The following is a 13517-nucleotide window of genomic DNA, read 5'->3' on the forward strand; positions in this document are numbered from 1 at the left end:
GCTGGTGCATAATGGTGGCTTAACTGAGCACCTTACCGGGATTGAGAATGCCTTGCGGATCAAGGGTTTGCTTAAGTGCGTGCATAACGTCAAGCGCTTCGGGGCGGACACTGTGATGCAGGAAGTCACGCTTAAGTAGGCCAATACCGTGTTCGGCAGAAATGGAGCCGCGGTATTCACCGACCAGCCCGTAGATATCAGTTTCGATAGCGTGGTGAGTCGCCGAGGTGTTCTCAGTTAGCGAGTTACTATCTACGGTGAGGTGCAGGTTGCTGTCGCCAATATGGCCGAAATTGACGATGCGAATGCCTGGCCAGCGGTGCGTGAGCAGCTTGCCTGCCGCTTCAACAAAGTCGCCAATTTTTGCAATGGGTAAACTGATGTCGAAGTTGATCGGTGCCAGCTTGACGGGAAATTCGCCAGTCGCCTCCCGAATTGCCCATAGTTCTTGGGCCTGTTTGATCGTGCTTGCCATGACGGCATCTTGCACTTCGCCAGTTTCCAGAGCGGCTTCCAGGACCATCTCCAGGTGGCTTGCATCGCCTTCGACCTCACACAGCACGTAAAGAGGGTAGCTTGGTGGGAGAGGCGCCTGGTTGCTCTGCCACTCGCAACTCATCGCATAGAAGTCCTGCCACATCACCTCGAATGCCTCTAGGGCTAGTCCGGTGCCACGCAGTCGATGCAGCAGACTGACCGCCGCCGGGTAGTCGCGTAGCGCGCACAAAAGCGTGCGGGACTCCCTCTGGGGCGGGGCAAGACGCAGTACAGCGCGGGTGATGACGCCCAGTGTTCCCTCGGCACCGATAAAACAGTGCTTAAGGTCGTAGCCGGTATTATTTTTGATCATGCTGTTCATCAAATCGAGAATCCGCCCGTCGGCTAGCACTACTTCAAGGCCGAGCACACGGTCACGTGTCATGCCGTGACGAATCACGCCATGGCCGCCCGCATTGGTGGATAGGGTGCCGCCGATCTGGCAAGTGCCTCGGGCGCCAAAATCAATTGGATAGCAAAAGCCTGCTTCTATAGCCGCGTCTTGGACGGCCTGAAGTGTAGTGCCCGCTCGCACCGTCAGTGTGGCGGCATCTTGGTCAACGTTCTCCACGCCGCTGAGCTTGATTAATGACAGCGCGATACTCTCAGCCGTGGGGACGGCGCCACCGGCTAAACCCGTCATTCCACCCTGGGGGACGACGGCGCGGCGGTGCTGGTTGCAAAGTTGCAGCAGCTTGGAGACTTCCTGTGTGCTGGTTGGACGTACCAGCGCCAGTGGACGACAGGCGGCGTGGCCGGTCCAATCGCTATGACAAGACGCCGGGATTGACTCGCCCAGCAGCACTCTGTCGCCAAAGGCGCTTAGCAACAGATCTAGGAAGGCATCGTCTTTACTGGGTTTAATGCTCACGATAGATCTCCCATAGTCGGCTGCACGGTTTGTGTGGGCGAATCCACCGAATTAGCCGTGAGGTAATGTGAGTTGTCGTGTGAAAGATGGAGGGGAAGACCCAGACAGTCGCGGTCGAGTTGGGACACGCATGGGCGACCCAGCAGAGCAAGCGTATTGTGTAACTGTTGCTGGAGTAGCGTCAGGGCATGATTAGCGCCTGCCTCGCCGCCAACGGCGAGACCATATAGCGTGGCCCTTCCACTGAGTACGCCATTGGCGCCTAGAGCTAGCGCTTTGGCAATATCGCTACCTCGGCGAATGCCGCTATCGAGCAGAACCTCAAGTTCTTTTCCCACCGCATCGACGATGGGTGGCAAGCAGTCGAGGCTGGCAGGCGATCCATCCAGTTGGCGTCCACCATGGTTGGTAACCACGATGGCGTCGGCCCCTAGCCGCTTGCAGTGGCGGGCATCCTCAGCATTGAGAATACCCTTGATGATCAGCTTGCCCGACCACTGCTGGCGAATCTCGGCTAGCGCTTCCCACGTTAAGTCGGTCGCCATTTGTTGACTGATGTAGGTAGCTGCGCTGGCCGCACTGTGCTCCCCTGCAGGCAAGTATTTGAGCAGGTTACCCAGTGTCGGTAGGCCGTTGGGCCAGAGTGCCTGGGCGGCCCAGCGTGGGTGGCACAAAGCATCTAGCGTATGGCCCATGGTCAGTCGTCGAGGGTTCAGGTAGCTGCGGCTGTCCCACTCGCGTCGACCGAGCACCACTGCATCGGTAGTGACTACAAGAGCCTCTGCATTAGCTGCTTGAGCGCGTTCGATCAGATCCTGGGTCGCTGATTTATCGCGTAGTGGATAGAGCTGAAACCACAGCCGACCGGTTGGGACCGCGGCGGCAACCTCCTCAAGGCTATTGCAGGATACGGTACTCAGCGTGAAGGGCACGTCGTGACGTTGCGCCGCTCGGGCTAGGGCGATATCAGCGTCACGCCACAGCATGCCGTTGTAGCCGGTGGGGGCGATTGCCAGGGGTATTGCGCACTCCTGGCCCAAAAGGGTGGTACGGCTGTCGGTCTCGCTTAGGTCTACCAGCGTGCGTGGTCGCCACTGCCAGCGTTGAAATGCTCTGCGATTGTCGTTGAGGGTGTGCTCGTCCTCGGCACCTGCATTGAGATATTCCCAGGCAAAGGCGGGCAGTCGGCTACTGGCCATCGTGGCCAGTTCATCGATACTTTGGGCGTGTCGCCAGCGGTGGCTTGGGGCGTAGCGTCGTTTCATATCAACCTTCGGCGTAGAGGCGTGGGCGGGGCAGCAGTGGTTCGAAGATAGCCTCGTCAACAAAGCGCTGGGCGGCAACGAGATCGGGGGCAAAGTAGCGATCCCGGTCGTAATGTTTAACGTCGCGCCGAATCAGTGCCAGCGCTTCTTCGAGGGAAGGTGACGTGGTCATGGGGCGGTGGAATTCCACCCCTTGGGCTGCCGCCAGTAGCTCAATGGCGACTACCGCGCTGGAGTTAAACGCCATGTCGGCCAGTCGCCTTGCCGCAAACGTCGCCATTGATACGTGGTCTTCTTGATTGGCGGAGGTCGGCAGGCTGTCTACTGAGGCGGGGTGGGCCAGGGTTTTGTTCTCGGACGCCAGTGCCGCCGCACTAACTTGGGCGATCATGAAGCCAGAGTTAAGGCCACTGTCGTTGACCAAGAACGCTGGTAGCCCTGAGAGGGCGGGGTCGACGAGTTGGGCGATGCGTCTTTCCGACAGCGCGCCGATTTCTGAGATCACCAGCGCCAGCACATCGGAGGCCATGGCAACCGGCTCAGCATGGAAGTTGCCGCCGGAAAGGACGTCACCGTTGTCAAAGATCAGCGGATTATCAGATACGGCGTTAGCTTCACGTAGAAATACGCCCGCTGCAAAGCGTAAGTGGTCGAGGCAGGCGCCCATCACCTGGGGCTGGCAGCGCAGCGAGTAGGGATCCTGAACCCGCGGGCAGTCGCGGTGGGATTCGCGCACCCGGCTGCCCGCTAGCAGCTCGCGGTAGAAACCAGCGACATCACACTGACCGGGGTGGCCGCGAACGGCCTGGATGCGCTCGTCAAACGGGGTGTCTGAGCCTTTTAAAGCATCCACTGTCAGGCTACCGGCGACCACGGCAGCGGTGAATAGTTTTTCGGTGGCGAACAGGCCGCGCAACGCAAGTGCAGTGGAAACTTGTGTTCCGTTGATGAGTGCCAGCCCCTCCTTGGGCGCTAGTGACAGCGGTGCCAGACCCGCTAGGGCAAGTCCTTCAACGGCTGGTATCTCGCGTCCCTTATGGCGCATGCGGCCTTCGCCGAGCAGGGTGGCGGCTAAATGCGCTAGCGGCGCAAGATCCCCTGAGGCGCCTACTGAGCCTTTAGCGGGAATACAGGGGTAGACCTGGGCGTTGTAAAGCGCCAGCAATGCGTCAATGATCAGCCAGCGTACGCCGGAGTGGCCACGGGCCAGCGAGGCGGCCTTAAGCGCCAGTATCAAACCAACGGTAGCATCGTCTAAGTTGTCACCCACCCCCGTGCTGTGTGACAGCACCAGGTTGCGCTGTAGCTCGGTCAACGAATCGCGTGGTATTGATGTTTGGGCCAGCACGCCAAAGCCGGTATTAATACCGTAAACAGTACGGCCGCTGTCGAGAATGGCGCTAACCGTGGCTTCGGCACTATCGACCCTGGCGCGGCTCTCGTCGTCGAGCTCGATAGTGGGGCTATCCTCAAAAAGCTCGCGCAGTGTGGCAAGCGTAAGTTGGCCTGGGAAGAGTCGTTGTACTGATGTCATGGTGACCTCTGAAGTGCTTTACGAGCATCATTTGGAAAAATCTAAACAGCCTTTTTCTCACTCAGTGGGTGTTAAAAATGGTTTTTAGATCTTCCCTGCTGTTGTTGTGAACCTATAGTTGTGAATCTGTGGCTATGAAATCGAGCGTTGCTATTATGTATATACAGGTAGGTGGTGTTTATGCAAGTTCTATTGGTTAAGTTTCCTGTTGCTGTTAGTGATTATTTTACAATGATAAGTTTTAGTGCATAAAACGTGCTTTTAGTGTGATTTTGGTGCATTTTAGGCGAAATTTTATAGGTTTTGTTTTAATAATAGGAATAGATAAAAGTATTTTTATATGTATATACTTATTGCTTGTGGCTACTCTTATGCATAGCCGCTACCGATAGCCTAAGTGAACTAACGCAGGTAAGGATTGGGCTGGCTTTTCGTTGACAGTGGAGACTCAAGTAATGACAACTTCAGCAATGACCATACCGCTGGTTGATATGCAGGGCGTGCGTGAGGGCGACCTTGATAGCCTCGCGCGGGCGGGGGAGGCGATACACAGCGCCTGTACCCAGGTGGGGTTCTTTTACATCATCAACCATGGTTTATCACAGGCAGTAATAGACGATGCTATGCAGGCCGCTCAGCGCTTCTTTGCTGAGCCACTGGAGCGCAAGGCGCAGGTGGCGGTTAATAAGCACCACCGTGGTTTTCATCGGCGCGGTGGTGCCACTATGTATCAGGCAACCCGACCTGATGAGAAGGAGTTCTATGGTTTTGGGCTGGACTTGGCCGAGGATGACCCAAGCGTACTGGCAGGCGAGGCACTGCGTGGGCCGAATCAGTGGCCAGACTTTATGCCGGAGTTTCAGCCAGCAATGGATCGCTACTTTGTTGAGGTAGGCCGCTGCGGAGCGGATCTGCTGCGTGCCATTGCCATGAGCCTGGATATTGATCCTGAGTTCTTCGCTGACAAGTACACCAAGCCGTTACAGCGCACTCAGGCGGTCTATTATCCCGTCCAGTCTGATGATCGCCCAGCCGATCAATTTGGCGTTGCCCCGCATACCGATTATGGTTGCGTGACGTTGCTTTACCAAGATGCCGTCGGTGGTTTGCAGGTGCGTGAGCTGGGCAGCGAGCGTTGGATTGACGCGCCTTTCATTGAGGGGTCGCTGGTCGTCAATGTCGGTGATCTGCTGGCGCGGTGGTCCAATGACCGCTTTCGCTCTACCCTGCATCGGGTTATCAACACCAGTGGCCGTGAACGTTATTCCATCGCCACCTTTTATGATCCAACCTATGCTGCGCTGGTTGATCCTGTCGATTTGGGTGTTGCTGCTGACGAGGCGATTTACCCGCCAGTCGCCGCGGGCGACTATATCCTGGGTCGTATTGATGCTTCTATGAGCTATCGCAAATCTACGGCGTCCTGACGGGGCATCTTTATGGGCTCATGGATGACATATCGCTTTGCCGAGCTGGTGCCCGTTGCTTGGCGCAATGGTGGCGGCGTTACCCGTGAAGTGGCCCGCCAAGCCAGCGTTGACTCACCGGGGTGGCGGGTGTCGATGGCGGAGCTGGAAAGGCCGGGGCCATTCTCGGTTATGGCTGGGCTGAAACGTCATTTCACCGTGATTGGCACGCATCCGGTCACGCTGATACTGCCCGATCAACGCACTACGTTAGTGCCTCGGCAAAGCGTTGTTTTTGATGGTGATGCGGCGGTGGAGTGCTTGCTACCTGAAGGGGCGAGTCGGGCGCTGAATTTAATGTACAATCCACTTCAATGGCAGGCCCGTGTGGCGTGGCTAACCCAGGGAGAGCCGCTACAGCGACACCCAGGTGCTGAGACACTGGTAGTGGCTGTGGGTGGGACTGCGTGGATGTCCAGCCGACCAGCGCAGTCGCTCAATGATTGCGACCTGTGGTATTGGCCTGGGCAAGACCCTCTCTTGGCGCCGGTTAACGCTGCCTGCGAGACGATCAAATTTGAGACGATGCCTGGAACGCACCTGCTTAGCATCGACCTGAGGGCGAGGGGTTGATAAGCCGGGCGATAAAAGGGATTTGAGGAGAGCACGTGGGACGCCTACCGCCCCGATATCAACAGATCAAGCACTACCTGCTGGATAACATCCAAACGGGTCACTTTCCCGTCGACCATAAAATCCCGCCTGAAGAGCAGCTGGCGGTCACCTTTGGGGTCAGCAGGATGACAGCTAATAAAGCTATTCGTGATCTGGTGCAGGAGGGTTATCTGGTGCGTCAATCGGGGATCGGCACCTTTGTGACTGATCGCCGCTCTGAATCGCCGTTGGCGGAAGTCAATAATATCGCTGATGAAGTACGCAGCCGTGGCCATGACTACACAAACCGTGTGTTGCGCTGTGAGCCGCTTAATGCCGACGACGAGATCGCCCTGCGTATGGGCGTGCGTATTGGCACTAAGCTATTCCACTCCATTCTGATTCACCTCGAAAATGGCCTGCCCATTCAGCTTGAAGACCGCTACGTTAATCCGCGCTGGGTGCCCGGTTATCTGGATGCAGACTTCTCCAAGCATACCCCGAATGAAGTACTGGTCGCTGCTTGCCCCATTACGGATATGGAGCATATCGTCGAGGCCGTGCTGGTCGATGCCCAAACCGCAGAGTGGTTAGAAGTTGACTCGCCTCTGCCGTGTCTCAGCGTGCACCGCCGTACCTGGTCGGGTGATCGCCTGATTAGCTATGCCCATTTGCTTCACCCAGGCGACCGCTACAAGCTTCGCTCAATGGCGCACTCCCCGCATTAGTTGCTGTCGATCAACAGCCTAGCCAATCTCTCGAAACAGGCCTGCCAGTGCGGTACGGTTAACGTCGTCCAGGGCATGGCGCCGGGCCTGAATGACCCAGCGGCCAGCAACCATGACATCGCGTATCTGCTGTTTGGAACCGCCAAATAGCCAGCGTCCCAGACGGGTGTCGTCTGCGCTAGTGGCAAGGTAGGGGTCACTGCCATCCAGTACCACCATGTCGGCGCGCTTGCCGACTTCCAGGGTGCCGATGGGCTGGCCGGAGGCTTGGGCACCGCCAGCCAAGGCGCTGCGGTAAAGCCAGTCAGCCACCGGGCGTATTTGGCTATCGTGCAGGCAGTTGCGCTGCTGGGAGGCAAGCCGTTGGCCGTACTCAAGCAGGCGCAGCTCCTCGACAACATCCAGTGAGACATGGCTGTCAGAGCCAATGCCCAGCTTCCCTCCCAGGGCGGCATACTCGGCTGCGCGGAAAAGCCCATCGCCCAGGTTGGCTTCGGTGGTCGGGCAGAGCCCCGCCACGGCACCGCTGGCTGCAAGGGCGCCTAGTTCACTGTCGTCTAAATGGGTGGCATGGATCAGGCACCAGCGTGCATCCACTTCGATATTGTCCAGTAGCCACTGCACGGGGCGCTGGCCGCAATGGGCGAGGCTATCTTCCACTTCGCGTTGCTGTTCGGCGACGTGAATATGGCGCGGCCCGGTAGGGTTGGTCGCCAGTACTCCCTGCATTTCTTCAAGGGTCACTGCGCGCAGTGAATGGAAAGCCATGCCCAGTGCCTGGGTAGGGTGGTCTGCAATGCGTGGGGCCAGCGTCTCAAGCAGGTTAATAAATCCTGGAACATCGTGAATAAAGCGCCGCTGACCGGCATTTGGTGTCTGCCCGCCAAAACCACTGTGGGCGTAAAGCACGGGTAGTAGGGTAAGTGCGATACCGCTGCGTTCGGCGGCGCCGGTGATCGCCCAGGCCATTTCAGCGGGGTCGCTATAGGCCTGACCATTGGTGTCATGGTGCAGGTAGTGGAATTCACTGACCTGGGTGTAGCCGCCTTTGAGCATTTCGACGTAGAGCGCCTGGGCGATGACACCTACTTGCTCGGGCGTCAATCGATCAACCAAGCCGTACATCCGTTCACGCCAACTCCAGAAGCTGTCCGGCTGTGCACTGCCAACTTCGGCTAGACCCGCCATGGCACGCTGAAAGGCATGGGAGTGCAAGTTGGGCATGCCGGGGAGCACGGGGCCAGCTAAGTGTTGGGCATTATCCGGCGCACTATCAGGCAACACCTTGGTAAGAGTGCCGGTGGCATCAATTTCGAGCAGTACCCGTGTGGCCCATCCGGTGGGTAGCAGGGCATGATCGGCGAAGTAGCGTTGGGACATGGGGGCTCCATTGGTTTAAACAGTTAGCTGTTAATGTATATACATATAGCGAAGTCCGAGCGCCAGGTAAAGCAGCGATCATAATATGAATTAAATAAGCCTTTTTGGTGCGTGATGGCGGCTTTTTTTGAAGCATTGCACTGTCGTGGTGAATTCATACATAAGCACATTTAAAGCGTTGCATGGAAGAATGGGTTGTCATAATGTATATACAAACTATGGCCACGCATCAGGAGTATTTATGACCCCTTCACGTTTTCGCGATACCGAGATTCGAGCCCCCCATGGCTCTGTGCTTTCCTGCAAAAGCTGGCTGACGGAAGCCCCGCTACGAATGCTGATGAATAACCTTGACCCCGATGTGGCCGAGAATCCCAAAGAGCTGGTGGTCTATGGCGGGCTTGGCCGCGCCGCCCGCAATTGGGAGTGTTTCGATACCATCGTTGAAACGCTCAAACGTTTAGAAGATAACCAGTCACTGCTGATTCAGTCCGGTAAGCCGGTGGGGGTATTTGAAACCCATAAAGACGCCCCGAGGGTGCTGATTGCCAATTCCAACCTAGTGCCAGCCTGGGCTAACTGGGAGCACTTTAACGAGTTGGATAAGAAGGGTCTGATGATGTACGGCCAGATGACTGCTGGTTCGTGGATCTACATCGGCTCTCAGGGCATTGTTCAGGGTACTTACGAAACCTTTGTTGAGGCTGGGCGCCAGCACTACGACGGCAAACTGGCCGGGCGCTGGATTCTGACGGCCGGCCTTGGCGGTATGGGCGGGGCGCAGCCATTGGCGGCAACGCTGGCGGGTGCCTGCAGCCTTAATATTGAATGTCAGCAGAGCCGCATTGATATGCGTCTGCGTACCCGCTATGTGGATGAGCAGGCGAGTGATCTCGACGATGCCCTGGCGCGCTTGGAGCGCTATACCTCAGAAGGTAAAGCCGTCTCGATTGCGTTGCATGGTAATGCGGCTGAGATTCTGCCGGAACTGATTAAGCGTGGCGTCAAACCGGATATGGTGACTGACCAGACTAGCGCTCACGACCCGCTGCATGGTTATCTGCCCGCAGGCTGGTCATGGGATGAGTATCTGACACGCGGGAAGACCGAACCCGAGGTGGTGGTCAAGGCGGCTAAGCGCTCCATGGCGGTGCATGTGCAGGCCATGCTCGACTTCCAGGCAATGGGCATACCTACCTTCGATTATGGCAATAACATTCGCCAGATGGCTCAGGAGGAGGGCGTTTCTAACGCATTCGACTTCCCCGGCTTTGTGCCTGCCTACATTCGCCCACTGTTCTGCCAGGGAATTGGCCCCTTCCGCTGGGTGGCACTCTCCGGTGATCCAGAAGATATCTACAAGACCGACCAGAAAGTCAAAGAACTCATCCCAGATGATCCGCATCTGCATAACTGGCTAGATATGGCCAAGGAGCGTATCAGCTTCCAGGGCTTACCGGCGCGCATCTGCTGGGTGGGCTTAAAGGATCGTGCTCGCTTGGGGCAGGCGTTTAACGCCATGGTCGCCAGTGGCGAGCTCAAAGCACCCATTGTGATTGGTCGCGACCACCTGGACTCCGGCTCTGTGGCCAGCCCCAATCGTGAGACTGAATCAATGCAGGATGGCTCGGATGCCGTCTCCGACTGGCCGCTGCTCAATGCGCTGCTCAATACCGCAGGTGGCGCTACCTGGGTTTCCCTTCACCATGGCGGCGGTGTGGGCATGGGTTACTCCCAGCATGCGGGGGTGGTGATCGTTGCCGACGGCAGCGACGATGCCCATGCCCGTTTGGGCCGTGTCCTACGCAATGACCCCGCCACCGGGGTGATGCGACACGCCGATGCTGGCTACGACATCGCCAAGCAGAGTGCCGCTGAGCAAGGCCTCGATCTGCCAATGGTTAAGTAACACCACAACAATGGGTGCTGATGGCAGCTGTATCGGCACCCTTATAAAAAAAAGCGTTATAAAAATAACCCTCTACAGGAGACATACAATGCCCATACCAGATAGTCACCGTTTAAAACGCAGTGTCTTTATACCGGCCTTCGTGATCATCATGCTGGCCGTCATCATTGGTTTGGTTAACAACGAATTGCTGGTTAGCGTTGCTCGTCAGCTGTTCTATCTTTCGCTTTCCGACTTCGGTTGGCTCTATCAGTTACTGGCTATTTCGACCTTAGGTGTGACTGCTTTTATATTTTTTTCTAAGGCGGGCAATATTCGTTTGGGTGGGGCGAACGCAAAGCCGACGTTTTCGTTGGCGGCGACCTTTGCCATGGCGTTAACAGGCGGTATCGCCACAGGTGTGGTTACCTACTCGGTGAATGAGCCGATCATCTATCTGGGCAATGTCTATGGCGAAATCGGCAATCAGTCATTTGAGCCCAATAGTGGCGAAGCGGCGATCTTCGCATTGGCCAGAAGCTTTCATAACTGGAGCTTTATTCCCTATGCCATGTACTCCATTGTTGGTTTGATGATTGGCTATATGCACTTTAATCGCAAAGAGCGATTCTCCATCTCTTCAACACTCGCCCCGTTATTAGGCAGTAAAGAGCGCAATCCTACCGTGCGTGCCGTGGTCGATATTATCTCGATTCTTGCCATTGCGCTGGGCCTGGCATCGTCGTTAGGGGCTGGTCTTGCGCTGATCAGCTCTGGCATTGAGGCTGAATATGGTATCGCCTCAAGCCCTACCACCTGGTTGATTCTCACCCTGGTGATATCTGCCATCTTCATCACCTCGGCGGTGTCCGGTCTTAAGCGGGGAATCCGGGTTCTCTCTTCGGTGAACGCTTACATCTTCTATGCGTTCGTGGCTATTTTGTTGATCATTGGCCCGGTGAATTACATCCTTAGCCTGTCCGTCACCAGCTTGGGCTACTGGTTCGATAATTTCTTCCTTTGGTCATTTGATACCAAGGAGTCTGGCGGCGAAGCGCTGGTGACTTGGTGGACCATGTATGACTGGTCAATCTGGATTGCCTATGCACCGCTCATGGGCCTGTTCCTGGCGCGGATATCTTATGGAAGAACGCTGCGCGAATTTCTGGTGATTAACTGGATTCTGCCTTCCCTGTTCGGCATCGTGTGGTTTGCTATCTGGGGCGGGTCGGCAATTAAATGGCAAATGGATGGCACCCTGGATCTGATTAGCGTAGTGACTGAGAACGGTGCGGTTTCAGGTCTCTGGGGCTTCCTGCAGCACTTGCCTATGTCTGCGTTGCTGATCCCATTGGCTATTTTTACGCTGATTATCTCTTTCTCCACGGCGGCTGACTCAATGTCATCGACCATTGCCACCATCTGCACTAAAAACATGACCGCAGAAGAGGAGGCCCCGCGTAAGCAGAAGATTCTTTGGGGGCTATCAATCGCGATTATCGCTTATGTGATGGTTGCCTTCGGCGGCGGTGCCCAGGGTGTCGATGGTATTAAGTTCCTGGCGGCGGCGGGCGGTTTTATCGTGCTGTTTCTGTTTGCGCTGATCGTGGCTTCTGCGGTGAAGGTTTTTATTATGGATGGCGCTAATAAACCCTCTTCAGAGCAGGCCCCTACTGCACAGGTTAAGGATGCCTATGAGTGAGTTACCTCGCTACGTTGAGATCGGTAATACACCTCCCGCTTGGCGGGAGGTGGTCAAGGTCGCTCGTTATGATTATCACCTATCGCTGTCGCCGCCGGTGTGGGAAAGGGTAAGCGCCGCACGACAGGTCGTTGAGAAGATCGCTGCTTCGAGCGTGCCGCATTACGGTATTAATACTGGTTTGGGAGCCCTGTGCGATGTGGTGCTAGCCCACGATGAGCTGCAGGGGCTTTCGCATCACACCTTAATGAGCCATGCCTGTGGTGTTGGTACCCCGCTGCGAACGGAGCAAGTCCGAGCCATTATGTGCAGCGCGGTGGTTAACTATAGCCATGGCTACTCCGGTATTAGCCCGGACGTGGTGGAGGGGCTGATCAGGCTGGTGAATGAGCATATCACGCCGATCGTACCCTCGCGGGGATCGGTGGGTTACCTCACCCATATGGCCCATATTGGGCTGGTATTGATCGGCCACGGCGACGTTGAATTTCGTGGCCAACGCATACCCGCCAAGCAGGCGTTGGATGCCATCGGTATGGTGCCGGTAACGCTTGGGCCCAAGGATGGGCTGAGCCTGGTGAATGGCACCCCCGCGATGACCGGGCTGGCCTGTTTGGCGCTTGACGATGCAGCGCGCCTCTCCGCCTGGGCAGATATTATCGGTGCCATGAGCTTTGAGGCATTGGGCGGACAGTTGAATGCGTTTATGGCCGAGGTGACGGCCCTCAAATGCCACCCAGGCGTTCAGCAAACTGGCGACAACTTGCGCAGGCTTCTTGCGGACAGTGCTCACCTGGCGCGTCATAAAGGGCAGCGGCTACAGGATGCGCTAAGCCTGCGTTCCATGCCCCAGGTACATGGTGCCTGCCGCGACCAGCTTGATCATGCGGCCAGACAGGTGGAAAAAGAGCTCCACTCTGCTACTGATAACCCGTTAGTGATTCCCGTTGAAGATGGGTACCAAGTTGTGTCTCAGGCTAATCCTCACGGCGCCTCGGTGGCGATGGCCTGCGATCTGTTGGCCATTGCAGCTTGTGAGTGGAGTTCGATCTCCGAGCGGCGCGCCTACCGCTTAGTGACACCCCAGGCGAATCAGTTGCCGCCTTTCTTGACCACTGAAAGTGGCGTCAAGTCCGGCATGATGATCGCCCACTATTCGGCGGCTTCCCTGGTGGCGGATAACAAACGGCTGGCGCAGCCCGCAGTGACCGATAATTTTATCACCTCAGGCCTCCAGGAAGACCATCTAAGCTTTGGCGAAAGTGCTGCCCTGAAACTGGACAAGACCCTCGACAATGCTTTCTACGTTCTTGCGATCGAATATCTACTGGCCTCTCAGGCCCTTGATTTAATTGGCAGCGATGAGTTTGCCAAGGGCACATCGCTGGCTTGGAAATCACTGCGAGACGTCCTGCCTGCTTACCAGGAAGAGCAGGCGCTGCACCTGGATATTGAGGCGGCTTACCAGTGCCTAAAGGAGACTCAAGTGATCGATAAGCTCCTGTCTATTGCCCCGAACTTACTGCCGAGTCGGCAGCCTAGCGATTAGGAG

The 13517-nt window shown here is 56.5% G+C and carries 10 protein-coding genes; 6 read left to right on the top strand and 4 right to left on the bottom strand.

What is annotated here, in order from left to right:
- Positions 1 to 19 precede the first annotated feature (19 nt).
- The 3 genes from MLE19_RS01830 to hutH are packed head-to-tail and all read right to left on the bottom strand — an operon-like array spanning position 20 to position 4207.
- Positions 20 to 1408, bottom strand: a complete 1389-nt coding sequence (locus MLE19_RS01830) for an FAD-binding oxidoreductase (protein ID WP_240716369.1) — start codon at positions 1406 to 1408, stop codon at positions 20 to 22.
- Entirely contained in the window at positions 1405 to 2673 is a 1269-nt protein-coding gene (locus tag MLE19_RS01835) for an alpha-hydroxy acid oxidase (RefSeq protein ID WP_240716370.1), read from the bottom strand. Before MLE19_RS01835 ends, MLE19_RS01830 begins: the two co-directional genes overlap by 4 nt.
- A gap of 1 nt (position 2674) precedes the next feature.
- A complete protein-coding gene (gene hutH, locus MLE19_RS01840; RefSeq protein WP_240716371.1) occupies positions 2675 to 4207 on the bottom strand; it encodes a histidine ammonia-lyase in 1533 nt (510 codons plus the stop codon).
- A gap of 455 nt (positions 4208 to 4662) precedes the next feature.
- Between hutH and MLE19_RS01845 the strand changes: the two genes are divergently transcribed.
- From MLE19_RS01845 to hutC, 3 genes are read left to right on the top strand one after another with little or no spacing between them, the layout of a single operon-like run.
- Positions 4663 to 5634: an isopenicillin N synthase family dioxygenase gene (locus tag MLE19_RS01845; RefSeq protein WP_240716372.1), complete on the top strand. Its 972-nt coding sequence runs from the start codon at positions 4663 to 4665 to the stop codon at positions 5632 to 5634.
- Positions 5635 to 5646: 12 nt separating this feature from the next.
- The gene (locus MLE19_RS01850; protein ID WP_240716373.1) at positions 5647 to 6246 is read left to right on the top strand and encodes a HutD/Ves family protein; all 600 of its coding nucleotides are present in this window, start codon (positions 5647 to 5649) and stop codon (positions 6244 to 6246) included.
- A gap of 35 nt (positions 6247 to 6281) precedes the next feature.
- On the top strand, positions 6282 to 6995 hold the full coding sequence (hutC, locus tag MLE19_RS01855; protein ID WP_240716374.1) for a histidine utilization repressor: 714 nt from the start codon (positions 6282 to 6284) through the stop codon (positions 6993 to 6995).
- A gap of 18 nt (positions 6996 to 7013) precedes the next feature.
- Here hutC and MLE19_RS01860 read toward each other — a convergent pair whose 3' ends face one another.
- On the bottom strand, positions 7014 to 8375 hold the full coding sequence (locus MLE19_RS01860; protein ID WP_240716375.1) for a formimidoylglutamate deiminase: 1362 nt from the start codon (positions 8373 to 8375) through the stop codon (positions 7014 to 7016).
- Between the two features lie 241 nt (positions 8376 to 8616).
- On the opposite strand from MLE19_RS01860, the gene hutU reads away from it, so the two are divergent.
- The 3 genes from hutU to MLE19_RS01875 all read left to right on the top strand — a co-directional run bounded on the left by hutU (position 8617) and on the right by MLE19_RS01875 (position 13514).
- Positions 8617 to 10284 carry a urocanate hydratase gene (gene hutU, locus MLE19_RS01865; RefSeq protein WP_240716376.1) on the top strand — a complete coding sequence of 556 codons (1668 nt, stop codon included), beginning with the start codon at positions 8617 to 8619 and terminating at the stop codon, positions 10282 to 10284.
- Positions 10285 to 10372: 88 nt separating this feature from the next.
- Complete coding sequence (locus tag MLE19_RS01870; protein WP_240716377.1) at positions 10373 to 11965, top strand: BCCT family transporter; 1593 nt, start codon at positions 10373 to 10375, stop codon at positions 11963 to 11965.
- Entirely contained in the window at positions 11958 to 13514 is a 1557-nt protein-coding gene (locus MLE19_RS01875) for an HAL/PAL/TAL family ammonia-lyase (protein ID WP_240716378.1), read from the top strand. The genes MLE19_RS01870 and MLE19_RS01875 overlap by 8 nt, the downstream gene beginning before the upstream one ends.
- Positions 13515 to 13517: the final 3 nt, after the last annotated feature.

It is taken from the genome of Vreelandella neptunia, assembly GCF_022489065.1.
Classification (GTDB): domain Bacteria; phylum Pseudomonadota; class Gammaproteobacteria; order Pseudomonadales; family Halomonadaceae; genus Vreelandella; species Vreelandella neptunia_A.

Bases quoted from the DNA above. Each gene is read 5' to 3' on its own strand.
- MLE19_RS01835 (WP_240716370.1), bottom strand. From the start codon at position 2,673: ATGAAACGACGCTACGCCCCAAGCCACCGCTGGCGACACGCCCAAAGT.
- hutH (WP_240716371.1), bottom strand. From the start codon at position 4,207: ATGACATCAGTACAACGACTCTTCCCAGGCCAACTTACGCTTGCCACA.
- MLE19_RS01845 (WP_240716372.1), top strand. From the start codon at position 4,663: ATGACAACTTCAGCAATGACCATACCGCTGGTTGATATGCAGGGCGTG.
- MLE19_RS01850 (WP_240716373.1), top strand. From the start codon at position 5,647: ATGGGCTCATGGATGACATATCGCTTTGCCGAGCTGGTGCCCGTTGCT.
- MLE19_RS01860 (WP_240716375.1), bottom strand. From the start codon at position 8,375: ATGTCCCAACGCTACTTCGCCGATCATGCCCTGCTACCCACCGGATGG.
- hutU (WP_240716376.1), top strand. From the start codon at position 8,617: ATGACCCCTTCACGTTTTCGCGATACCGAGATTCGAGCCCCCCATGGC.
- MLE19_RS01870 (WP_240716377.1), top strand. From the start codon at position 10,373: ATGCCCATACCAGATAGTCACCGTTTAAAACGCAGTGTCTTTATACCG.
- MLE19_RS01875 (WP_240716378.1), top strand. From the start codon at position 11,958: ATGAGTGAGTTACCTCGCTACGTTGAGATCGGTAATACACCTCCCGCT.